The organism is Edaphobacter flagellatus, assembly GCF_025264665.1.
Lineage (GTDB): Bacteria > Acidobacteriota > Terriglobia > Terriglobales > Acidobacteriaceae > Edaphobacter > Edaphobacter flagellatus.
Genome location: NZ_CP073697.1, coordinates 1,933,911 through 1,957,636 on the forward strand (window position 1 = coordinate 1,933,911; position 23,726 = coordinate 1,957,636).

Genomic DNA, 23,726 nt, shown 5'->3' on the forward strand with positions numbered 1-23,726 from the left:
AATATTTCGGTAGGTGGATCATATTTGACATTTTCTCTGAGCGTCAAGAAATTCTTTTCGTAAAATGCCTATGATTCGACAGGGAATACGCATCACACTGCAGAAAGGTTCAAAAATGCCCTCGGGAGAACGCTCCACAAAGCAGCCATTTCGCTCCGCGCGTAATGCCGTCGTCGCCAGCCTGCTCCGCGCGGAGCAACTCTCCCGCTCGGAACTGAGCGAGATCACTGGAGTTAGCCCTGCTGCCATTACAGAGGTGACTCAAGTTTTTTTACAGCGTGGCCTGCTGGCCGAGCTGCCATCCCTGTCCACAAATGGACGACGTGGCCGCCCCATTGTCCAACTGCAACTTCAGGCGTCGCACGCTTACTTTGCCGGCATCTCGGTGGGTGAATCTGCCATGCCGATGGTGCTTACCAATCTTCGCGGAGAGGTGGTCGCCCATCACAGTCTGCCTGCCTGCAAAACTCCCACGGACATGGTTAAAGCAACCAGTAAAGCGTTTCAGGAGCTTCTAAGTGCATCGCAAATACCGCGAAGCCGTATTCATGGAATCGGCATCACGGTCTCGGGAATTGTCGATGCCGAAGAGGGCATCTGCCGTTATTCGGCTGCTCTTAACTGGCGGGATGTTCCTGTTGCGGAGCTCCTGGCTAAAGCTCTTCGAATCCCGGCCTGGGTGGATAACGACGCCAATGCCATTGCTGTAGGCGAGAAATTTTTTGGTCGAGCGCGCGAGATGGAGCACTTCTCCAGCATCGTACTCGGGCGCACGATAGGCTCAGCACACTATATGCATGGCACGCTATATCGCGGGTATACCGACAGCGCAGGCGAGATTGGACACATCTCGGTCGTGCCCAAGGGAATTCCCTGCCGGTGCGGACGCAGTGGCTGCCTCGATACGGTAGCGGGAGGCTTTGCCTTACGGGATGCGGCAAAATCCGCAGGGCTGCATATTCGCACGATGCGCGATCTGGAAGAGATGGCCCTGCACGGCAATACAAAGGCCGCAAAGCTGCTGCGTAATGCGGGTACCTGCCTCGGCCTGGCAGTCGCATCGCTGGTCCACCTCAACAATCCGCAATCGGTTCTGTTTACCGACTTTGAAGGCTTCGGCAATGGAGTCTTCCGCACGGCGACGCGACAAGCGATTGAGAATAACGTGATGGCACGGTTTCTCGGCGCAACCCAGATTCTCTTCAGCGATGCGGAGCGCGATCTCCTGCCACGCAGCGCGGCCTCCATCGCGGCCTTTGAATACCTGAACTCACTTTAGTGAGCTGGTAAAGCAAAGGCGACGTAGGCTCCATGAATCGGCTCCTGCGATGCTGGGTGCCCTGGAATGGCGTGCGTATGCGTTGTGGATCGTGCGGCAGCGCAGAAGACAACATACTGGCGTCCATCCACTTCGTAGATCGCGGGCATGCCGTCCATCGCCGCACCGACCTCTGTCTCCCACAGCACTTTGCCAGTGGCCGAGTCCAACGCACGCACCTTGCGATCGCGACTCCCGGCGAAGATCAAGCCTCCAGCCGTTACAACCGGATTGACCTTGGGAAAGTGCGAGCCGGTATTCTTGATCCCCTTCGCCGCAAGCTCGGGAACTTCACCCAGAGGAATCTGCCAGCGAATCTCTCCGCTGTTCATGTCGTAGGCCGTCAGGGTTGTCCATGGCGGAGCGATCACGGGCAATCCACTCTCGGCGAACATGAATCCGAAGCTGCTGCGATAGTGGGCGTTTATAGGGTCGGTTGCGACAGGCTTCGCCTGGGACTCCGTTGCAGCCGTCTCTGGCGCACGCTCAGGATGAGCGAAGTAGGCGAGCAAAGCATCGATCTGAGGATCGCCCAGCTGCGCAAACGACGGCATCGCACCTTTTCCCGAGTGAATCGTTTTCCGTATCTCGTCACTGGATAAGCGACTGTTGATGTCAGCCAACGGTGGGATAGCAGGTGGCTTTCCTGCACGGTCGGCTCCATGACACAAGCTGCAGTTGGCCTCGTATAGCGAACGGCCGCGCACTTCTGGCGTTCCTGTCTTCAGTGGTTCCGCGGCCAGCGTTAGTTTCAACATTGCCGGCAGGTCTTTCGATACCACATAGAAATAGCCATGCACCGGATCGATCGCCGAACCGCCAAAGTTGGCGCCGCCATTGTTGCCCGGCATTTCGACCGTATCCGTCGTCGAGGGCGGCGTGAAGAGACCGTTGTTACGCGCAGCCGCCATCTGCTTCAGCAGGCTCTCGCGTTCTGCAGGTTCAAGGTAGGGGCTGAGATCGTTTGCCGTAAACGACTGTCTTGCGAATGGCGCGGGCTTCGTCGGAAATGGCTGCGTCGGCCAGGTCTCTTCGCCGGGCATGTCGGATTTCGGCACCGGACGCTCTTCGATCGGCCACAGTGGCTTGCCTGTGGCGCGCTCAAAGGCCCATACGAAGCCTTCTTTATTTGAAACGACCACCGCATCCACCATGCGGCCGTTATGGCGCACGGTCAGCAGCTGCGGCGTGGTCGCGTTGTCGTAGTCCCAGATGTCGTGGTGAACCATCTGGTAATACCAGATCAGCTTACCGGTCTGCGCATTGAGTGCGAGCAGACTGTCGCCATACAGATTTTTGCCCGGACGGTTAGCTCCGTAAAAGTTGTACTTCGGGCTGGCCGTAGGGACGAAGACAATGCCGCGCTTTTCATCCAGCGCCATGCTGCTCCAGTCATTCGCACCGCCGACGGACTTCCACGCATCCTTCGGCCACGTCTCGTAGCCAGGCTCGCCCGGATGCGGAATGGTGTGGAACGTCCACGTCAACTTCCCTGTCAGTACGTTATAAGCCCGGATGTCTCCGGGACCGGACGCATATTCTTCGTTCGTTGCCGAGCCGAGAATCAACAGATCGCCGTAGATGCGTCCCGGGTTATACGACTGCACCAGCGTCAGGCTTTCCGGCTTGCGTCCCAATCCTTCACGCAGGTCGACGCGGCCATTCACGCCAAAATTCTCAATCGGCTTTCCTGTGTTCGCATCCAGTTCTTCGAGTGCATTATCTACCGAGAGGATGAGGCGCCGATCCTTGCCATCCTGGCTCTGCCAGTAGTTCAACCCGCGATTAGTAATCAGCAGAGTCTTTGCATGAAGCGGCTGCGACCACAGCTCCTTCCCCGTTGCCGCATCCAGAGCAACGACAGAGTTGTCGTGGGCCAGAACATACATCGTCCGCCCGATGACCAGCGGATTGAAGACGTATCCACGCGCATCGCCGGTGGAAAACGTCCATGCAGGTTGGAGCTTCCCCACGTTATTGCGATTAATCTGGGTGAGCGACGAGTACTGTGCACCATCCGGCGATCCGCCGTATTCGCGCCATGTGCTGTAAGCCTGCGCATTTACCTGAGCGCACGCTGCAATTGTCGAAAACGTTAAACCACCGGCAAGCAGAACTGAGAGGCTCCAGCCTCTCGTCGAACACTTCCCTCTTTGCATTCTTGCTCTCAGTTCTGCTGAGCCGGTCCAGCCGTTCAGCGATTGGATAGATCGCGAATCCAGATATCTTTGAACTGCATGTTGCCTTGACCACCAGCATGCAGCTGCAGCGCAATCTTGCCGTCGGCAGCGCCTGGATGTGGATCGGTGAAGTCCACCATCTGCACTCCATTCAACCGCGAGCGGTAGTGATTGCCGACAACCTCAACCAGATAATCGTTCCACTCACCCTTGCGAACCACACCTTCATTCTCAGGAGAGGGCCAGACCACCCAGCCGCGGCCATCCTCAGCATAAACACCGGCGGTGTGGTGCATCATCGTGCAGTCAATCTCGAACTGCATGCCTTGCGTCGTATCCACCGAGTTCGGCTTGAACCCCGTATGGAAGAAGACACCGCTGTTGCCATCGCCGACACACTTGAACCGAAGCGACAACTGGAAATCCTTGTAGTCTTTCTCCGTCTCCAGATAACCGTAGGCCTTCGTCAAACCGCGGCCATGCAGCAGACCCTCTTCCACTGTCCAGCTCTCGGCACCGATCTTGGTCCAGCCAGTGAGATCTGTGCCGTTGAAGAGCTGAATCCAGTCGTTGCCCGGAATCTTCGGCTTTGCCTGAGCACCTGCATCGACGCCGCAGGACGCCGAAAGCGCAACAACCAGCAAACCACCTAGCAGACGTCCAACCATGGCACCACGCTTCGTGCCTTCACGATCACCCTTTACCGAGCGACTAAAATCCATAGCGGTCTATCCTCCTTGCCTACAGAGCAGCCATTACCTGCTGATAAAGATACTTTGCACCCTCTACACCATCCCACGGACCGTCTTCGTACTCCAGCGCAAAGACACCTGTGTAGTTGTTGTTCAACATAATACGTACACCACGTTGAACGTCTGGTTCTCCAAAGCGATCCCAGAATTTTGCATGCACCGTCGTATGTGAGTAAGGAGCCAGATCGTTCAGCGCATGGTAGAGCAGGTACTTATGTTCCCAGTTGCAGAAGTCCGGGCTTGCCTCGCAGAAGACATTATTCACTTCTTCAATAATGATGCGGATATTGATCGGGTTCGCCGTCAGGCCCCAGTGATTTTCAAGCGTCACCTTCACGCCCACCTTGGCGCCGTAATCCGCCATCTCTTTGAACGACTCGATACATTTATCGAGATACTTCTCAATTTCGGGATTCTTCGGATAGCTCGATGTATCCGGGTTCGGCCACGGAGCGATACGTGGACCACCGCTGTTCACGCGCATCGACTTGGCTCCGAGGATGGCCGCGCCATCCAGCCACTTCTTCGCAATTTCGATCCCCTCTCGACGCTTCGTGTCATCCAGCTCGCAGATATTACGAGGAGCGTTGTTGGAGATGTGATGACAGAACACGCCTTCCTTCACCTGCACATTCGCCATCTTCTCCAGCCAGCGCTTGCTTGATATTGCAGAAGGATCGAACTCCGTCACCTGGCGCTGTTTTCCGTCGAAAGTAATGGTTGACTGGACATACTGGCTCTTGTCATCCATGTCGCCGAACAGACTGGACCACATATCCATCTTAGTGACGCCGGGAAATGTCTTCTTGGTGAAGGCGGGGAAATCCAGCATCGTAATCTCGCCATACTTCGCCTTCATCTTCGCGACGACATCCTTCGTGGTCAGCTCACCACGGCTCTTGAAGATCCAGCGAATCGGATAGCTGTTCGACGCTATACGCGCGACCTTCTCGCTATCGGTCAGCGGACGAAACGCGCTTCCGCGGCTGATCGGTTCCGGCGTCGCCTGCTGCTCTGCTTTGGCAATTGCTGACTGGCCCAGCAAAGCTCCTGCGGCAAGGCTTCCACCTGCGCTGCGAAGGAAGTTACGACGGTCCAACAGGCTTGCACGGCTTGAACTCATAGCGATAGATCCCTTTCTGATGGATGACAACACGATTCGTTCATCGATAAAAACTTGATGGAAACCATTACTACACCAGATTTCAGACAGGTGTACAGAGAATTTATTCAATCAACGAAATAATTACCCACTTCTCTGCCGTGCCCTTGAAATCGAAAAATCGTTCACTACATCAGTGCAGAATGAATGACCACAGCGTATCGCCCGATGCGCAGATCACATATTGATGGCCATCCATCTCGAACGTCTGCGGTGCATTGGAGATATTTCCGATGCGCGTGTTCCATAGCAACTTACCATCGGCAGCATCGAAAGCCACGAGGTTACCTGCTGCGTCTCCTGTAAACACCAACCCACCGGCAGTCGACAGCAATCCGCCACCGCCGAGCCCGCCATAGCTATAAAACTTATGACGCCAACGCGCTACGCCGGTCCGGTAATCCAGTGCGCTGAGATAACTGCCGGTGCCGCCAACGTACATCTCCTCTTTGCCACCCAGCCCCATCGAGCCGCGCGGGTCCGTATCGGTCAGATGCAGAATCGAGAACGAATCGTCCTCGTAGGTATAGAAGAGCTTCGTAACTGGAGAAAACGTCACAGGCTCCCAGTTAATAGTCCCGCCGGAATTCGGTGAAGCGAGCGAGCCGGCCACGGTTGCATCCTTGTCCGGATCGCGCTTCGGGCCGCCTGCGGGAGTCAGCCCCTTGGCCCAGTTCGTCGTCTCGCCGTACTTCGCAGTCACCAGATGTTCTCCGGTCACACGGTCCACCAGGAAGTAGTAGCCATTACGCGCCGCGGTCGCCACCATCTTCCTCATCTTGCCCTTGAAGACACCGTCAATCAGAACCGGCGTCTGCGCTGAATCGTAGTCGTGCATATCATGCGGCGATGTCTGGAAGTACCAAGCCATCTTCCCTGTATCCACATTCACTGCAATCAGTGAGCAGGTAAACAGATTATCCAGATCGCCGCGCAGTCCCGTCGTATAGGCCGGTGTTGGATTCCCGGTTCCAAAGATATAGAGCTTCGTCTCCGGATCGTATGCTCCGGTAATCCACGTCTGGGCCCCGCCATGACGAGCCGCATCGATGCTCTTCCATGTATCCGCACCGGGATCGCCCTTCTTCATCGGCACCGTATAAAACTTCCACTGCAACTCGCCCGTCTCCGGATCGAACGACTGCAGGAACCCCGGTGAGTCGATGTCGTTGCCCATCCCCACCAGCACATGATTGCCAATCACGATCGGAGCCGGAGTCGCAAAGTAACCTTCCTCCACATTGGCGATCATCTTGTGCCAGCGCTCTTTGCCCGTCTTCGCATCGAGCGACACGAGGTAATCGTCTGGCGTCTCCATGAACAGATATCCGTTCCACATGCCGAAGCCGCGATTACCGATATGTGTTCCGCCCTTGGTCTTCCAGAAGTAGTGCCACAGCTGGTGCCCATCGCGTGCGTCGATTGCCCATGCATTATCCGGCATCGTCACGTACAACGTGCCATCCACAGCGAGCACGGATCCCTTGATCGATCCCGCACGAATATTGATATTGTCTGGCCCCTCGCCACCGACGATCAACGGAACCTGCGGTCCTTGCGGACCTCTGGCAGAAGGCGCAGCGGCGTCTCTGCCCGGCGTCATACGCGAGAACCATGCCAGCGAAAGGTTCTTCACCGTCAGACGGTTCACCTGTGTCAACGCGCTGTAGCGCTTGCCGGTGTAGTCGCCGTTGTAGGTGGGCCAATCGTTCTTCAGGGGCTTCAGCAACTCCTCAGGTGCAACTCCGCTGCCCTGACAGAAAGAGAAGGCAGAGGAGAGAAGCAAGGATGCAATCGAGAGCGTATAGGTTCGTTTCACTTCAAAGTCACCAGGTAAGCCGTTACATCGTGAATGTCATTGTCTGTATAGCGAGGCATCATATCCCGATGCGCCTGCATCGGATCGTGCACTACGACGACCGGCATAGCGCCTTTTCGCGCGAATGTGCGCTGCGTGCCGTCGCTTTGCTTCAGCGTCACAAGAAAGTCGTCGATCCGCACCAACTCGCCAGAGATCTTCTTGCCCTGAGCTACCGTAACATCGACCGTCGGTGCCTTTCTGACCGCACTACGATTGCGTCCGCCTCCGGCAACCCAGGCTGCCTGCAGCTGCATCGGCTCGGGATAAGTTGTCGCGATTGTCTTAAGGTCACCTGTAGCCGAGTGGCAGCTTGCGCAATGGGCAGCGAAATATTCCTTGCCCCGCGTCGCATCACCAACCACAATATTCAGCTTCGGCTTATCCTTCTCTCCAGGAGGCGTACCCTGGCTGCCGATCGTGCCAATCACCGAACGGATATAGGCTGCGACCGCTCCTGCATCCTCATCGTTCAACCCAATGTTCGGCATCCCCTGTGACATGCGAGAGCCTTGAATAATGGGGACAATCAGCTCTCCATGCTGATCGGTCAGCGCTACCTGTGATCGCAGAAGATTCGGGCCGCCCATATCGCCGCCACGCAGGTCCTGTCCATGGCACGCCTGGCAGTTGATTGCATAGAGAGCTTTGCCATGGATCACCTTTGCCGGATCTTCCGCTGGGCGCACCTGGCCGGAGTTGAAAGAGGACGGTCTTTGCTCCTGTGCACCAGCGGCCGATGCCGTCTTCAATCCGCCGAAGTAGCAAACCGCACCGACAGCAACCACCCACGCCGTGCTCACAGCCATATAGCGAGAATAACGATTACCCATTCAATCCTTGCCTGCTAACGCGAACTTGGTCTGCATGAATCGAAATTGCGAATGCAGATCTCCCTCGCCACCTATTGGCAGAGGCCATCAGAACGCCTGCAACTTCGATGAGTATTCTCCGGAATACAAGTAGCGTGCGGTCATCCCGGAGATAAGCCTTTGTAGCATGAGGACAAGTTGTATGTACAGGAAGGACGCATGAAGGATGCGCCGAAATATGGCAAATTACCTACATGTTCACTCGCTGAACATCGCTTCAGATCCAGCCGGCAATCTCTTTTTCCGCAGCGTAGCCTGGAAAATTGGGCCCGAGAAGCTGCCCCTTTTCACGCACCATCAACTTGCCATCTTTCACCCACAGCGGCCCTCGCACCGACAGATGTTCGACCATCCTCTGACGCCAGATCTCAAACTCGGAAGCATACTTCAGATCCTTTGACAGGTCCGTCGCTTCCTCAGGATCGCTCGTCAGATCGAACAACTGCTCATCGCCGTTGTAAGCATGGAAAATATACTTCCATTTGCCGTCTGTCAGCGCATTCCAGTGGTTCGTAGCGTCGTACGTTATGTTGTGCTCGAGATCGATCCACTGGCGCCAACCTTGTCCCTTACCTCTGACAAGTTGCAACAGGCTCTTGCCTTCCATCGAGGATGGAACCTCCGCTCCAGCAGCATCGAGGAATGTAGGAAGCAGATCGCGGATCTCCACAGGCTGTTCGAAAGTCTGCCCAGAGGAGCCAAGCTGTTGCATCCGTGCCGGGCGAAGCAGCAGCGGAATATGTGCCGACTGCTCATAGGCATAGGCCTTCCGCCAGAGATTCTGGTCTCCAAGCATATCGCCGTGGTCGGAGAAGAAGACGATCATCGTATCGTCGAGCATGCCTCTCTCCTCCAGCACTGCCAGAAGCCTCCCAACCTGCTCGTCCACAAAGGTGACACTGGCGTAATACCCTGCGCGCGAACGGTGTATCTCCTCATCAGAAAGCTTCCCGTGCCAGCGGTCATCCTGATCGCTGGAGAGCGGCGCATACTTTCCAGCCCACGCGCCAACACGCGCCTTCGGCAGATCGGCATGGAGATAGCTGTCGAACAAACGTTTTGGAGGATCGTATGGGCTGTGTGGCCGAATAAAGGAGACCTTCAGAAAGAACGGCTCCTCCCGGTCATACTGCTGCAAAAATCGCTCCGCAGTCGTGCCCGTCCAGTGCGTGGCATGCAGTTCTTCGGGATACACAAACGGTTTTGCGGGCTGGTCGTTCCAGCCAAGGCCCGTAGCGTGCGGATCAGCATCGGGCCTCTGCGACCAGAACCAGCTTTCGTAATCGCAGCGTGGCTCATACGATTGCATCTGGTTCCCCGTGCGCTTATGGAACCAGTACGAACAGTGTTCATCCGTCACCATGTGGTGGTAGCCGTGCGGATTCGTAATCGGGTAGTAGTGGTTCTTGCCGACAGCAGTCGTGTAGTATCCGGCCTTCGCCAGGGCACTCGCCTTCTCCACCGGATAGGGCCTGGTCGTCATGTTCGAATACCCGAGCATTCCATGTCCCCAGGGGCTTAGGCCCGTCATGAGAGCCGTCCGCGCCGGCGTGCAGCTGGGCGTCGAAGTATATGCATTTTGAAAACGAATGCCCTCGCGAGCGATGCGATCCAGGTTCGGCGTCCTGATCGCTTTGTTTCCGTAGGCGCCCACGCAGTCCACACGCAACTGGTCGGCCATCACCATCAGAATATTGGGCCGCGCCTGCGCAGTTCGATGTTGTGCTGGAGCGGCTGCAGACGACCGATTCGTCTGGGCCACCGCCTCAACACCAGACGGTTGCAGTAAAGCGGCGCCGCCAAGTCCCAGGAACTTCCTTCGATCCATGCTGCTGACCCCTCACAAAAAACTCTCTATCTATATATAGAAGAGACTACGAAGACATATCACCTGAATCTGTACCCGATAGATTGTATTTCTCCATCCGGTAGATTAATGTTCTTCGGCTGATATCGAGAAATCTCGCTGCCTGTGTCTGGTTGCCGCCAAAGCGCTCCAGTGCGCGGCTGATCAGATCGCGCTCCACCGCCTCCAGGCTGATGCCTTCGTCCGGAAGATCCGGCCAACGCAGGCCGTTATTCGCCGGCACATCGATAAGCTCTTCTGGAAGTTCAGACACATCGATAACATCGGACGAAGCAAGTACGATAAGCCGCTCCAGCACGTTTTCCAGCTGGCGTACATTTCCAGGCCAACGATAACTGATCAGGCGCTGCTGCACCTGCGGAGTGAGCCGGACCTTCTCTGCGCCATGCCGCTTTCTCGCTCGCTCCAGCAGCACGTCGATCAACTCAGGAATATCCTCTTTACGCTCGCGGAGAGGAGGAAGCCGAAGCGGCACGACCGCAAGCCGGTAGAAGAGGTCTTCGCGAAACGTATCGTCTTCAACCATTGCCTGCAGATTGCGATGGGTGGCAGCAATCACACGCACATCGACTTTAACTGGAGAGCTGGCTCCCAACTTCGCAAGCTCCCCTTCCTGCAACACACGCAAAAGTTTTACCTGTGCATCGAGTGGAAGCTCGCCAACCTCATCAAGAAACAGCGTACCGCCATCCGCCGCTTCAATACGGCCTTGCTTGTTGGCGAGCGCGCCGGTGAATGCGCCTCGCGTATAGCCGAACAACTCCGACTCAACCAACTCTCGAGGAATAGCCCCACAATTAATAGCGACAAATGGACGCGCGCTACGCCGGCTATTGTGATGAATCGCTCGCGCGACAAGCTCTTTGCCCGTGCCTGTCTCGCCATCGATCAAGACCGTCGCATCCGTCTTCGCAACGCGTGATGCCTGATCGAGCACATGCAGCAATCCCTTGGAGCGTCCGACAATACCGTCAAAACCATATCGCTCGTCGAGCGCAGAGCGCAGCGTGCGAACCTCCTCCATCAGGTTCTGGCGCTCCATGGCACGCTTCACCACAAGCAGCAAGGCATCGAAATCGAGCGGCTTGGTTACATAGTCATACGCGCCCATCTTCATGGCTTCAACAGCGGTCTCTACTGTGCCGAAGGCTGTCACCACGATGACGGTCGTAGACATGCCCGCCTCCGCGATCCGCTTCAACAATTCCAGCCCCGTAATCGGCATACGTAGGTCCGTGACAACAAGACGCGGCTCCGCACTTTGGAGCATCTGCCACGCTTCATCGCCATCAGCCGCCACCGAAACAGAGTAGCCAGCCTCCTCAAGCTGCATCTTCATCACGCGCCGAAGGCTGCTATCGTCATCCACCACCAGAATGTGGTTCGCTTTCACTTCAATAGCCTCCTGCCGGTCTGGCATCAGTCATGGCAGCTCCATGCGAAAGATCGTGCCGCGAGGCCCATTGGAATAACAGACGAGCGAGCCACCATGCTGCACCGCAATCTGCGCGGCAATCGCAAGTCCTAACCCCGTGCCATTTTCTTTCGTCGTGAAAAACGGCTCAAAGATGCGGGCCTGAGCTGCCGGGTCGATTCCCTTTCCTTCGTCACAGACCTCAATGCAAAGCCTGTCATTCTGCACCGAACTTCTCAACGTCACCGGGCTTCCTGCCGCACTGGCCTGCATCGCATTGAGAACAAGATTCAGCAGAAGCTGCTTGATCTGCTCCGGATCGCAGAGGATTTCACGCGGCTCCGTATCAATCTCAAGCCTGAGAGGATTCTGCTGATGCGTAGCGGCATGCTGCGCCAGGCTGACGACGGAGTGAATGATCTCCCCAGGAGCCATGCGCTGCATCTTTGGCAGACGAGGACGCGCAAACTCCAGAAAATTCGAAAGCAGTTTATTCAAGCGCTGTGACTCTTTTGTCAGAATCTCCAGGCACTCTCCACGACTCTCAGCCGATGCCTGCCCACGCGCAAGAATACCTGCGGCTCCGCTGATACTGGCAAGAGGATTGCGAATCTCATGCGCGAGGCTGGCGGAAAGCTGGCCCGCAGCAGTAAGTCGCTCCGTCTTCTTCAACTGTTCGATGTTCTGTTGCAACTCAACATACACGTGCTCCAGCTCTGCCTTGGTGCTCTCAACTCTTCGGCGCTGCAGGCGCTCCCGATCGGCAAGCACACCTGCAATCGTGCCAGCCGCGCCGAATGTACTCAGTTCAACAATCTGGTCTTGAGCATCGACCCGCGCCTTGTACCAGTGCCTGACGATGGAAGGCGCTTGCAGGACTGCCGCAAGCAGAATCGTCTTCAATGCTCCGCGCCAGCCAAAGAACATCCCCGCGAGCATAAAAGGCAGAATATTCAAGTGGTGCAGAATGTTATGCACCACCACAGCCCGCGGTGGAATGATCCAGATAAATACTGCAAGCGTCACCACGAGGACAACAATCAACACTGCTTTGGCGCGTGTAGACCGCAGGCTGGAGGCAACTCGCTGCATCTCATTATTTTCCCATGCCGCCAGATACCTCGATGGATCGAGCGATCTTGCCGAGATACCGGATGACGTATGAGAAGCGAGCATCGTTGTAGCCATGCAGAGAGAGCTAGAGCAATTTCAACGCCAGCTTGAGGTTGCCTAAATCACGCTCCTATCTCTCAGAAGCACTCAAAAAGTGCTGCATATGGAACAGCAAATGTCCCATTTGGTACACCCCTTATGCCTGAAAACGGTCTGTTTATTGGAATTTGGTTTGGCCTGGAAATTGCCTTTAGACGAGTGTGATCTTTCGGCAGTTAGCCATCTTCTCCCTGCTCCTTGCGCCCTGTGCCTTTGCTCAGGCTGGCAAGCAGCCGCTTACTCTTGCAGATGCTCTCGCTATGGCGCAGAGCAACAGCCCACGTCTACATGAGGCCTCCGCCGCTACAGACAAAGCCACCGCCGCCATCGGCATCAGCCGCGCCTACACGAATCCATCTGTCGAGGTCTTCGGTGGACGACAATATGCTCGACCCATTGCGACGCCCGGCGTTCCAGGCTTACTGCAACATTACGCCGCCTCACAAACGCTCGAAGTTCCTTCCGAACGACGGCTGCGTCGAAGCGTTGCGGAGTCCATGGCCACAAGCGCGCGCTATGGTCAGCAGGCAATCGCTCTCTCCGTCACCGCCGACGTAAAACACGCTTTCTACAATGCGCTTCGTCGCGAAGAAGAGATTCGTTATGCCCAGGACAACCTGCAATTGGTTGACGATCTCCGTCATCGTGTCGAAGTCGAAGTCAACGTGGGCGAGAAGGGTCGCCTGGAACTGACCCGTGCCGAAGCTGAGCTTGCGCGTGCACGATTCGCCGTTCGCAGCGCCCAGATCGAATACGCCAATGCAATCGCTCTATTGCGGGCTGCCATTGCTGCACCACCGGAAACAAACCTCGACCTAACCGGCCATCTTGCGCCACGCATCTCGCTTCCTCCCCTGCAGCAGGTTAGAGAGCAGATCCTTCGCCAGCACCCCGCTATCTCACAATCGCAGGCAGACCTGCAGGCTAGCCGAACCTCTTTCGATTACGAACGTGCTCTGCGCATTCCGCAGCCTACGGCCTTCGCCGAGTTTGAGAATCAGCCCGACCTGCGTTATTGGCGAACAGGAATCACGATCCCTATTCCACTATGGGATCGCCGCCGCAGCCAGATCGCCCAGGCACAAGCAAGCATCCGGCAGAGCGATGCTGTGTTGCATCAACGACGACTCGAGATCATCGCCGCGCTGGAGCGGGCCTACGAGCAATACCAGTTAGCCGATCAACAGACCACGTCTCTCGAGGCTGGATCCCTGCACGCAGCAGAAAGCGCAGTCGATGCGGCCAAAGCAGCATATCGTTTCGGCGAGCGCGGCATCGTTGAGGTGCTCGATGCGCAGCGCGTTCTGCAAAGCGTTCGCGCCGATCTGCTGGATGCGCAGTTCGCACGCCAGGCAGCCCTCATCGATCTTGAAGAACTCGGCGCAGTCGCGCCCGGAGCGAACCCCTGATGCACTCTTCCATCCTTGTCACGACCTCACGCCGCGCCATTCCAATCCTCTGCACAGCGCTCCTGATCGCATCGGTCACAGGATGCAAATCGAGGCCGCAAGAGGCGCCACCGTCTGCCGCGATCACAAACCCCAACGAGGTGGCCGTTACGCCATCGCTTGCGGGCAATCTCAAGTTTGGCGCTCCGTCTTATGAACAGGTGGAAGGAACCTTGCAGGTTGCAGCGCGCGTGGAGACAAACGCGCGCGATATCGCACAGGTCGGCTCTCCTGTCGCTGGACGCATCGTTAATCTGCTTGTCTTCGAAGGGCAAGCGGTAAAGGCTGGCACAACACTCGCACTTCTGCATAGCAACTCGCTCTCCGACACGCAGTTCGCGCTCATCAAGGCGACGTCGCAGCGCAATCTCGCAGCAACTTCCGTCAAGCGTGCTGAACAGCTCGTCGAAGCCGACGTCATCGGCCATGCCGAGTTGGAGCGCCGCCGCGCCGAGTTCCTGCAGGCAGACACAGAGGCCGCATCCTATCGCACGCAGCTTCGCGGCCTCGGCATGACATCGCAGCAGATACGCGACCTCGAAAACTCGCATCGACTCAGTGCCGACTATCCCATCGTCGCTCCCCGCGCCGGCACGGTTCTAAAACGCGAGGTCACCATAGGCCAGGTTGTCCAGCCTGCGGATCTCGCCTTCACCATTGCAAACCTCTCCACCGTGTGGATCGTCGCCAATGTTCCTGAAGAAGACGCGGGGCGCCTGTATCAGGGCATGGAGGTCACCGCCCGCATTCCTGCAATGCAAAAAGAGCTTCGCGGACGACTGACCTTCGTCTCTCCCATCGTCGATCCCGCAACGCGCACCGTCGCGGTAAGAATGGATGCGCCCAATCCCGATGGACAGCTGAAACCCGATCAGCTTGCCAACATGACCTTCGTCGGACGAACAGATCGCAAGCTCACAATTCCCAATACCGCTGTCGTGCGCGAAGAAAACAAAGATTTCGTCTTCGTCCAGAGCGCGCCAGAAAAATATCTTCTCCGTGAAGTATCGCTGGGTGATGAGACCAACGACCGCCGCGTCGTGCTCGCAGGCTTGCAGGAAAGCGACCGCATCGTACTCGATGGTGCTTTTCACTTGAACAATCAGCGTAAGCAGAACGCTATCAAGGGAGCGAAATAGCATGATCCGCTCCATCATTGAAGGCGCTCTGCGACAGCGTCTGATCCTTGTCGTCGTCTCTGTTGTGCTCGTAGGGTTCGGACTCAATGCGGCGCAGCGCCTCTCTGTCGATGCCTTTCCCGACGTTGCAAACGTACAGGTGCAGATCGCAACAGAAGCCGCCGGCAAATCACCCGAAGAAGTCGAGCGCTTCGTCACCATTCCCATTGAAATCGCGATGACGGGCCTGCCGGGCATGACCGACATGCGCTCCCTCAACAAGCCCGGACTCTCACTGATTACGCTCGTTTTCAGCGACGAGAGCGATCTCTATCGTGAGCGGCAGATGGTGTCCGAACGCCTGGCCGAGCTTCGCGATCGCATGCCTGAGGGAGTCACACCTGTCCTCGGCCCCATTACAAACGCGCTTGGAGAGGTCTATCAGTACACACTCGAGCTTCCGGGCGAAGCCGAATCCCATCACGTCCTTACGCGCGACGAGCTGATTCAGCGGCGAACGTTGCAGGACTGGGTCGTGCGGCCTCTGCTGCGTTCCATCTCCGGCGTAGCCGAGATTAACTCAACCGGAGGCTTCGTCAAACAATACGAAACTCTCGTCGATCCCCAGAAGCTGCATTACTACGATCTCAGCATCAACGACGTTCGCGACGCGCTCTCACGCAACAATGCCAATACCGGTGGCGGCGTTCTGCCGCAACACGCCGAGCAATATCTGATCCGCTCCGTCGGCCTGATCCGCGACATCAACGACATTCGCAATATCGTGCTGAAGGAATCCAAAGGCACGCCCGTCTATATTCGCGACGTCGCTGAAGTTCGCATCGGCACCGAAGTTCGCTACGGGGCCATGATCAAGAATGGCTATACCGAAGCCGTCGGTGGCGTCGCGCTGATGACCAGTGGAGGCAACGCCAAAGAGATCGTCAGCCGCGTCAAAGAGCGCGTTGCCGAAATCAACCGCCGTCACATGATTCCCGGCGGCCTGCAGATCGTCCCCTACTATGACCGCTCGCAGCTCGTCGATGCCGCCATTCATACCGTGACGGAGGTACTGGCCGAAGGCATCATCTTTGTCGTCATCATTCTGTTTCTCTTTCTCGGCGACCTTCGCTCTTCGCTTATTGTCAGCGCCAATCTTCTGCTGACACCCCTCCTCACCTTTCTGGTGATGAACAAAATTGGCCTCTCTGCAAATCTGATGTCGCTGGGAGGACTCGCCATCGCCATCGGCCTGATGGTCGACGGCTCCGTCGTCGTCGTCGAAAATGTCTTCGGCCGCCTGAGCCATGCCCGTCACCATGGCGGCGCTACGACTGAAGAATCGAAGCTAAACCTCGTTCTCTCCGCCGTGATGGAAGTAGCAACGCCCACGCTCTTCGGCGTCACCATCATCATTCTTGTCTTCCTGCCTCTGATGACGCTCGAGGGCATGGAAGGCAAGATGTTTGCACCGTTGGCCTACACCATCGCCATCGCGCTGGCCATCTCGCTCGTGCTCTCGCTCACCCTTTCGCCCGTGCTCTCCTCATACCTCCTCAAAGGTGGATCGGAAGACGACACATGGCTTGTGCGCATACTGCGCCGTCCTTACACACGCATGCTCAATTGGGCCATGGGGCATTGCAAGTTGATGGCCGGCATCGTGCTCGCCCTCTTCCTCGGCTCGCTTGGCCTCTTCCCTTTCCTCGGTACCTCCTTCATTCCCGAGATGCAGGAAGGTACACTCTCCCCGAACGCCGATCGCGTGCCGAACATTTCGCTCGAAGAATCGCTGCGCATGGAGCAGCAGATGCATCAAGCCATGCTCAAGGTGCCCGGCGTCGAAAACATCGTCTCCCGCGTAGGCCGCGGCGAATCCCCTGCCGATCCCGCCGGCCCCAACGAAGCCGATGTATTGGCTTCGCTCACTCCATTCGACAAACGTCCGCGTGGTATGACGCAGGATAAGATCTCCGACCAGATTCGCGAGCGTCTCGCCGTCATGCCTGGCCTGAATCTCGTCATGTCGCAGCCGATCTCCGACCGCGTCGACGAGATGGTCTCCGGAGTGCGCGCCGACGTTGCCGTCATGCTCTACGGCGACGATCTCGATGTCTTAGTCGATAAAGCAAACCAGATTGCGAAGGCGGCCACAGCCATTCAGGGAACGCAGGACACACGCATCGACCGCGTCGGTGGCCAGCAGTACCTCACCATCTCCATCGACCGCGGAGCCATCGCACGCTACGGCCTGAACACCGCCAACGTCAACGACGTCATCGAGACAGCCATCGCCGGCAAATCCGCAACCGAGATCTACGAAGGCGAACGCCGCTTCTCCGGCGTCGTCCGTCTCCCGCAACCCCTGCGCGACTCCGTCGAAGATATCCGCGAGCTGCTCATCAGTTCCCCCGATGGCCCGCGCATTCCACTTAAAGATCTTGCGTCCGTCAAAGTCGTCGAGGGCCCCGCGCTGATCAATCGCAATATGGGTAAACGCCGCATCGTCGTCGGTGTCAATGTGCAGGATCGCGACCTGGGAGGCTACGTCAAAGAGCTCCAGCAGAAGGTGGACGAACAGGTACAGCTGCCTGGCGGCTACTACATCGAATGGGGAGGCCAGTTCCATAATATGGAACGCGCGCTCCACCACCTGATGATCATCGTGCCCATTACCATCGCAGCCATCTTCTTTCTGCTCTTCGTTCTCTTCCAGTCCGTGCGCTTTGCTGCGCTCATCATTACTGTGCTCCCCCTTGCCTCCATCGGTGGCATCATTGGCCTCTTTCTCTCGGGCGAGTATCTCTCCGTTCCGGCATCCGTAGGCTTCATCGCACTCTGGGGGATAGCTGTGCTGAACGGAGTTGTCCTCGTCTCCTATATCCGCAAGCTCCGTCAGGAAGGACTCTCGCAGGAAGACGCCGTTCGCGAAGGCGCACGCATGCGCTTCCGCCCCGTCATGATGACAGCCACAGTCGCAGCACTAGGCTTGATTCCATTTCTCTTCGCCACCGGCCCCGGCTCCGAGATTCAGCGCCCTCTGGCCATTGTTGTCATCGGAGGCCTGCTAAGCTCCACGGCCCTGACCCTCCTGCTGCTACCCGCCCTCTACGCCACCTTCGAAGGAAGGCAGAAGCAGGCACCTGCCGAATGACAGAAACAAAGGCCACGAAACTGATTGAGAAAAATGGTCGGGACGACTAGATTCGAACTAGCGACCTCACCCACCCCAAGGGTGCGCTCTACCAGGCTGAGCCACGTCCCGACTTCTTCTGCACGCAATCCAGAAGGATCGCGGCTGGGGTATCTTGCAGACCTTAGTGTATCACTGAGAGCACCTGTTCGAAGCCACGCGCACGCAGCCGCCGAAATCCTTTACGTCTCTCCGCCTTACTTCGCTTCCGGCACATACTCCTTCGGCAGAGCACCACCCTCGCCGAAGAAAAAGTCATTCATCTGTTCCACCAGAAACTCCTGTGCCTCACGTGTCCACGGCTGCAGGCGATACTCATTCAGCAGCATCTTCTGCCGCTCCACCCACTCGCCCCACGCCTTCTTCGACACGTTCTTATAAATCTTCTGCCCAAAATCCGAATCGAACGGCGGCTCGTCCAGCCCTTCCATCTCCGCCTTATACTTCGTGCAAAACACCATATGCGCCATGCGTCTGCTGAACTCCTCTCAGAAGTTCATTCTACGACGAATCGCGCATACACTGCCCCACGCACACGTCTCCTCGCGCATGGCAACGACCAACGTCTTCCCGTATGCGCATCACTCACGCCAGTTGGCGTCTTCCTCTTCCATGTTGATGGTGCTTGCCACCACGCACGGCGAAACCAGCAACACCAGGAAGAGCACAATCACAATCACTGTATGAATCATCGAGTGTCTCTTTCGAGGAGAGCGATAGACCTCTCCCGACACTCACTTGATCGGCGCCTTCCCCCGCGTTATCACGCCCGCGCCACATCTTCTTCCATCTTTCGTAACGTGCTTCTGGTACTCATCGGCAATCGCGCCCAAAAACGTGAAGAGGCCGCCCGGCAACAGGGCAGCCTCTTCTTTAGGGAGAATAGTTCCAACGGAGGCAAAGCCATCAGAACTTTCTGGCGAAATACTATGGTTGGCAAAATGACGTGTCAAGGCTTAAAGCCCCGTCCACTAAATCATTATTTTAGAACCAGTTACCCTGTTTACCAGAACGATAACAGGGTAACCGATTTTCTCCATATCTTCGCTTTTACTGGTAGGCGCAACTTTCAAAACATCTTCTAATCAGCCTCTTAGCATCCCCGTTGCACCACCCTCTGTGCACCTTTTCGGGCTCTCGGCGGCCTTTAGTCCACCTTCCAGGTTCTACTGCTGACTCCCCGGCCCATCCGCATGGATCGCCGTCTGTCCGCCGCTCAGGTCGATCCGTAGAAACTCCGGCTCGCTGGCCGCAGGTTTGCCCTGCAGCACCCGTACTGCTGCCCGGCCCGCCCCCAACCCAAAGCCCAGCACAATCGCCGCCAGCGCGCCAAATCCGCAGAAGATCGCAATACTCGTCAGCAGGCTGTACGTCTTGCGAACCTCCGTGTGAAACTCCAGGGGCATCTGCTTGTTCCACGTCACCTCAGCCTTCGGATGGATCCCCTCCACCAACGACTTCGCCTCCGCCAGCACCCAATCCCCCGACGTCATCAGGACCAGCGGCCCCTCCCGGCGCAGCACCACCGTGCCCGCCCCCTGACCGCGCTTATGAACCTCATCCTCCACCGCCCGCAGCCGGTCGCCCGCAATCTGCGGCGTTGGATACAGCAGCATCGTCAGCTGCCCCTTCCCCGCGTACTTCGCCGTTACCGCCTCGGCAGCTTTGTCGAACCCAAGAATCGCACCCGGCAGCACCCCGCCCATCGCCTCATAGCTCACCGGCCCCAGGGCATACTTCACGCTCTCACGCTCCAGCCCCTTCTCCGGCAGATAGGTCGGCAGCAGCGGAGGCAGCCCCTTCGGACCCGCTACCTTCGGCAGCCGCACCTCGATGCCGCTCAGCAGAGCCTCCGTCTTCGCCCCCCGCGGCCCCTTCGCCTCAACCACACTCGCGCCACTGCGGAACAGATATCCCTCCGCGCTCGCACTCGTCTCACTGCCCAGCCCCGTGCCGCGATACGTAGACCCCGGCCGTTGATAGTAGCTGTATGCCGCATGCGCGCCCGTCGCGTCCACAAATTGCTGCGCTGTCACCGTCACCGCAGGCCCGGCATTCCCCACACGATAGACCGCATGCTCGCTGCGCTTCAGCCCGTCCTCAGTCAGAATGGTCTCGGTCCTGGCATCATTGGCCGGCTGCGCTGCCGGATCATCCGGCTGACGAACCCAATCCCCCACCTGCAGCGGCAGCAGAGGTGCAGGAGGCTCCACCAGCGTCGTCTTCGCATCCTGCCCATGCGCAGCCACCACGGCTCCGCCGGCAACCACCGCCGACAAAACCAGCTGCGCTAAAAACGAAGACCGACGCTCATTCTCAACCATAAAAACACCGCCCGCTACCGGCCAGATTACACCAACCGCAAACACCCGCGCGAACACGCCAGGCCCATACAGACTTAGACTCCACGCAGCTCCGAAAAGCTCCCGGCTAAGCAGGAAGTCTCATTCCGAGCCAATGCATCCATAACCTCCGCCTGCATCCATCGAACATTTCATCCCGCATAGCGCAACGCCCTGCTCTCGTCGTCATCAAGGTCCGCTATGACTGCCCGAGACAACAAAGATGGAGTGGCAAGAGAACAGTCGTAGAAGAAGCAGGAAGCGGCAACCGGAGCAAAGCGGCGTAGCCGCACAGTCGAACGAGCTGCGTCAGCTCCAGCCAAAGAGCGCGGAGATCGCCCCCGCCATACTTGTCAAGCCCCCTCTTTCTACAAACCGCTGAAAGAATGAGAGATAGACGCCAAAAAAGTTGCCGATTAGTTTTCCCCGATTCGCTAAACTTAAATACAGATCAGAAAAGCAGGGGGCAATCTAAAACTGAAGAGCCGACCTCAAAAGCCATAACCCATTTCTTTTCTAGGATTTCTCAGTTAACTCCTTTCGATGGAATATTTTGCATCGAAGAGTCCGCGTAAGTCTTTTGTATAGATAATTTTATGGAAATGGATGGGGGGAGGGGGGTCTACCGCGAGCTGGCCTGCTCTACCGATCCTCTGGCGCCGCCCAACCCGCCCTGATACTTAGCGACACCTTTATAGAGGCTCTCTGCAACACGCTGCCGATACTCCGGCTGCCGCAGTTGCTCGGCGTCCTTCGGATTCGTCACAAACGAAATCTCCGCCAGGATCGACGGCATATTCGCCCCGATCAGCACCACAAACGGAGCCTTCTTCACGCCACGGTTCTTCAGTCCGGAATTTCCGCGCTGCAATCCCGCATAAAGACTCGACTCCACGTCCGAGGCAAACTCTCTCGACTCGTCGATCTTCTCCTTCAGCGCGATCTTCTTCACCAGATCGCTCAGCTGATGAATCGACTGATCGCTCACCGCGTTCTCACGCGCCGCAACCTCCAGCGCATCCGGCTGCGACGTAAAGTTCAGGTAATACGTCTCGACGCCGCGCGCGCTCGCATCGCTCGACGAGTTCGCATGGATCGAAAGAAACAGATCCGCCTGTGCCTTGTTCGCAATCGCCGTCCTCGTCTCCAGAGGAATAAACGTATCATCCGAGCGCGTGTAGATAATCTCCGCGCCCAGCCTGTCGTGCAGCAGCTTGCCCAGCCGCAGCGCAACGTCCAGCACCACGTCCTTCTCCTGGATGCCATCGACGCCCAGCGTGCCCGAATCATGTCCGCCGTGCCCTGCATCGATCACGATACGGCCGATCTTCAGGCCCAGCGCGCGCACCAGCGACGTCTGCCCATCCGCCGTCGGAACCGCGGCTCGCGCCGGAGTCGCCGGATCGCTGTCTGCCGCCTTGGATCGCTTGCTCCTGCGCGAGCTCGGCATCGTAACGCCGGCAGACGCTGTCACATCTTCATCCGAAGTACCGCGCGACCTGCTGCCCGGCACAACCGCTGCAATCGGCTTCGATGTCGGAACACTCGTCGCATCCTGACGCCCCGGCTGCGCGCTCACCTCCGCAACATCCGTCGCCGAGCTGGCATTCGCCGTCGCAATCGAATTCGGAACCGGCCGCTTCGACGTCGTCTTCTGCTCCGCAGCCGTTCGTGGAGCAGGAACCGCAGCGCTCGGCGCACCCGAAGCCGCATCATGATTCGCAGCCACCTGCGTCGGCGGGTTGCTGTTGCCATGAATATCGATGATCAGGCGGTAAGGATTCGGCAGCAGAAATGCCGAATACTCCGTCACATCGTTCACGTCCAGCACCACGCGCGTCATGTCGTTCGAGAACTGCGCCGCGCGAATCTTCTTCAGAAAGCCGTCGTCCGTTACCGTGAAATTCTTCCCCACAAGCGACTGCGCCAGTCGAGTTCCATGAAGATCGAAATAGATCCGGTCTGGATTCGGCACCCGCGCCGCTTCATACGTCACATCGTCGCCCAGATCGATCGCTACACGCGTATAGTTCGGCGTCGACCAATGACGAATGCCGGTCACCTGCGCCAGTCCACCGCGCCTGCTCGCAGTCGCAACATGGGAAACCGTAGCCTGCGACGAAGCCGGTGAAGGGACTTCAGCCGCATCGTCGCTCGCATCCACAGCAGCCGTCGCTGGAGCCGCAGTTCCGCGACGCGCCACCGGCGAATCCGTCTCCGAGGCCGCAGCGCCGGTCGTCGCCATCGGCGCAAACCCACTCGAATGCTTCGCAGATGAACCACTCGAAGGAACTGCATCCGAGGCCGAAGCCTTCGTCATCGCCTGCGCTGACTCTTCACGCTGCGGCTTCGCAACCGAGCGCGTTGTCTTCGCCGACGATGAACCACGGTCCAGAGAAGCAAGTCCGGCCTTCGCCTCCTCCGCATGCGAGCTGCTGGGATATTGCTTCACCAGCATCTGATACCGTTCGCGAGCAGCCGCAGCATCGTGCAGGTCGTTCTCATAGATCTGCCCTTGCGCCAGCAGCGCGCCTACACGCAGCGAGCTGCCCGGATACTGCATTCGCAAAAACTCATACTGGCCGATCGCAGCCTTCAGGCTCTTAGCATCGTTCAGATCGCGCCCCTGCGAAGCCAACAGTTCAGCGACAGCGTTCACCGCGGCAGCAGCATATTTACTCTGCGGGTCATCGTGATAAATCGTGCGATATGCATCGAGCGCCTGCGCATAATCCACACGCGTGCGGTTCGCTGCCGGAATCGCCTCCAGCTTCTCTCGCGCCTCCGTCGCCTTCTGCCACGGAGAGATCACAACGCGCCGTTGTGCTGCTGCGCTTTTCGTCTTCGACGGCGTCATCGCAACAACATGCGCGCAGCTCAATCCTGCAGCGCAAAGAGCGCACCACACGCCGAGACTCCGCACTTTATTGCACACTACCATCTGCCTCAGTTTAAGAGGCTCCAAGCACACACACACTTGTGAAAACCGA

15 protein-coding genes and 1 tRNA gene are annotated in these 23,726 nt (G+C 57.5%); 4 read left to right on the forward strand and 12 right to left on the reverse strand.

Going from position 1 to position 23,726, the window contains the following annotated elements:
* The first annotated feature begins 115 nt into the window (after positions 1–115).
* Complete coding sequence (locus tag KFE13_RS08175) at positions 116–1,279, forward strand: ROK family protein (RefSeq protein WP_260706674.1); 1,164 nt, start codon at positions 116–118, stop codon at positions 1,277–1,279.
* Here the strand turns inward: KFE13_RS08175 and KFE13_RS08180 are convergent.
* The 8 genes from KFE13_RS08180 to KFE13_RS08215 form a co-directional block, all read right to left on the reverse strand.
* Positions 1,276–3,477, reverse strand: coding sequence for a pyrroloquinoline quinone-dependent dehydrogenase (locus KFE13_RS08180; protein ID WP_260706675.1), 2,202 nt, complete (start codon positions 3,475–3,477; stop codon positions 1,276–1,278). The two genes, KFE13_RS08175 and KFE13_RS08180, sit on opposite strands and share 4 nt — an antisense overlap.
* 35 nt (positions 3,478–3,512) lie before the next feature.
* Entirely contained in the window at positions 3,513–4,220 is a 708-nt protein-coding gene (locus tag KFE13_RS08185; RefSeq protein ID WP_260706676.1) for a 3-keto-disaccharide hydrolase, read from the reverse strand.
* A 19-nt stretch (positions 4,221–4,239) separates the two neighbouring features.
* The gene (locus tag KFE13_RS08190; RefSeq protein WP_260706677.1) at positions 4,240–5,373 is read right to left on the reverse strand and encodes a sugar phosphate isomerase/epimerase family protein; all 1,134 of its coding nucleotides are present in this window, start codon (positions 5,371–5,373) and stop codon (positions 4,240–4,242) included.
* A 172-nt stretch (positions 5,374–5,545) separates the two neighbouring features.
* Entirely contained in the window at positions 5,546–7,231 is a 1,686-nt protein-coding gene (locus KFE13_RS08195; protein WP_260706678.1) for an acido-empty-quinoprotein group A, read from the reverse strand.
* Positions 7,228–8,103, reverse strand: coding sequence for a c-type cytochrome (locus KFE13_RS08200; protein ID WP_260706679.1), 876 nt, complete (start codon positions 8,101–8,103; stop codon positions 7,228–7,230). The genes KFE13_RS08195 and KFE13_RS08200 overlap by 4 nt, the downstream gene beginning before the upstream one ends.
* Positions 8,104–8,359: 256 nt before the next feature.
* Positions 8,360–9,970, reverse strand: coding sequence for an arylsulfatase (locus KFE13_RS08205; RefSeq protein ID WP_260706680.1), 1,611 nt, complete (start codon positions 9,968–9,970; stop codon positions 8,360–8,362).
* Positions 9,971–10,016: 46 nt separating this feature from the next.
* Positions 10,017–11,429: a sigma-54-dependent transcriptional regulator gene (locus KFE13_RS08210; RefSeq protein WP_260706681.1), complete on the reverse strand. Its 1,413-nt coding sequence runs from the start codon at positions 11,427–11,429 to the stop codon at positions 10,017–10,019.
* Between the two features lie 3 nt (positions 11,430–11,432).
* On the reverse strand, positions 11,433–12,515 hold the full coding sequence (locus tag KFE13_RS08215) for a sensor histidine kinase (protein ID WP_260706682.1): 1,083 nt from the start codon (positions 12,513–12,515) through the stop codon (positions 11,433–11,435).
* 281 nt (positions 12,516–12,796) lie between these two features.
* On the opposite strand from KFE13_RS08215, the gene KFE13_RS08220 reads away from it, so the two are divergent.
* Genes KFE13_RS08220 through KFE13_RS08230 form a run of 3 tightly spaced genes read left to right on the forward strand, consistent with a single transcriptional unit; the run spans position 12,797 to position 18,355 of the window.
* The gene (locus KFE13_RS08220) at positions 12,797–14,044 is read left to right on the forward strand and encodes a TolC family protein (protein WP_260706683.1); all 1,248 of its coding nucleotides are present in this window, start codon (positions 12,797–12,799) and stop codon (positions 14,042–14,044) included.
* A complete protein-coding gene (locus tag KFE13_RS08225) occupies positions 14,044–15,222 on the forward strand; it encodes an efflux RND transporter periplasmic adaptor subunit (protein ID WP_260706684.1) in 1,179 nt (392 codons plus the stop codon). The genes KFE13_RS08220 and KFE13_RS08225 overlap by 1 nt, the downstream gene beginning before the upstream one ends.
* 1 nt (position 15,223) lies before the next feature.
* A complete protein-coding gene (locus tag KFE13_RS08230) occupies positions 15,224–18,355 on the forward strand; it encodes an efflux RND transporter permease subunit (protein ID WP_260706685.1) in 3,132 nt (1,043 codons plus the stop codon).
* A 34-nt stretch (positions 18,356–18,389) separates the two neighbouring features.
* On the opposite strand, the gene KFE13_RS08235 is transcribed toward KFE13_RS08230, so the two are convergent.
* The 4 genes from KFE13_RS08235 to KFE13_RS08250 form a co-directional block, all read right to left on the reverse strand.
* Positions 18,390–18,466, reverse strand: a tRNA-Pro gene (locus KFE13_RS08235).
* 125 nt (positions 18,467–18,591) lie between these two features.
* Positions 18,592–18,864 carry an oxidative damage protection protein gene (locus tag KFE13_RS08240; RefSeq protein ID WP_260706686.1) on the reverse strand — a complete coding sequence of 91 codons (273 nt, stop codon included), beginning with the start codon at positions 18,862–18,864 and terminating at the stop codon, positions 18,592–18,594.
* Positions 18,865–19,560: 696 nt separating this feature from the next.
* Complete coding sequence (locus KFE13_RS08245; protein WP_260706687.1) at positions 19,561–20,718, reverse strand: DUF6599 family protein; 1,158 nt, start codon at positions 20,716–20,718, stop codon at positions 19,561–19,563.
* A 640-nt stretch (positions 20,719–21,358) separates the two neighbouring features.
* A complete protein-coding gene (locus KFE13_RS08250) occupies positions 21,359–23,671 on the reverse strand; it encodes an N-acetylmuramoyl-L-alanine amidase (RefSeq protein WP_260706688.1) in 2,313 nt (770 codons plus the stop codon).
* Between the last annotated feature and the right edge of the window lie 55 nt (positions 23,672–23,726).

Excerpts from the sequence above, each read along its gene's own strand:
- KFE13_RS08240 (WP_260706686.1), bottom strand. The coding sequence starts at position 18,864 with ATGGCGCATATGGTGTTTTGCACGAAGTATAAGGCGGAGATGGAAGGG.
- KFE13_RS08230 (WP_260706685.1), top strand. The coding sequence starts at position 15,224 with ATGATCCGCTCCATCATTGAAGGCGCTCTGCGACAGCGTCTGATCCTT.
- KFE13_RS08180 (WP_260706675.1), bottom strand. The coding sequence starts at position 3,477 with ATGCAAAGAGGGAAGTGTTCGACGAGAGGCTGGAGCCTCTCAGTTCTG.
- KFE13_RS08185 (WP_260706676.1), bottom strand. The coding sequence starts at position 4,220 with ATGGATTTTAGTCGCTCGGTAAAGGGTGATCGTGAAGGCACGAAGCGT.
- KFE13_RS08210 (WP_260706681.1), bottom strand. The coding sequence starts at position 11,429 with ATGCCAGACCGGCAGGAGGCTATTGAAGTGAAAGCGAACCACATTCTG.
- KFE13_RS08175 (WP_260706674.1), top strand. The coding sequence starts at position 116 with ATGCCCTCGGGAGAACGCTCCACAAAGCAGCCATTTCGCTCCGCGCGT.
- KFE13_RS08190 (WP_260706677.1), bottom strand. The coding sequence starts at position 5,373 with ATGAGTTCAAGCCGTGCAAGCCTGTTGGACCGTCGTAACTTCCTTCGC.
- KFE13_RS08215 (WP_260706682.1), bottom strand. The coding sequence starts at position 12,515 with ATGCAGCGAGTTGCCTCCAGCCTGCGGTCTACACGCGCCAAAGCAGTG.
- KFE13_RS08205 (WP_260706680.1), bottom strand. The coding sequence starts at position 9,970 with ATGGATCGAAGGAAGTTCCTGGGACTTGGCGGCGCCGCTTTACTGCAA.
- KFE13_RS08245 (WP_260706687.1), bottom strand. The coding sequence starts at position 20,718 with ATGGTTGAGAATGAGCGTCGGTCTTCGTTTTTAGCGCAGCTGGTTTTG.
- KFE13_RS08200 (WP_260706679.1), bottom strand. The coding sequence starts at position 8,103 with ATGGGTAATCGTTATTCTCGCTATATGGCTGTGAGCACGGCGTGGGTG.
- KFE13_RS08225 (WP_260706684.1), top strand. The coding sequence starts at position 14,044 with ATGCACTCTTCCATCCTTGTCACGACCTCACGCCGCGCCATTCCAATC.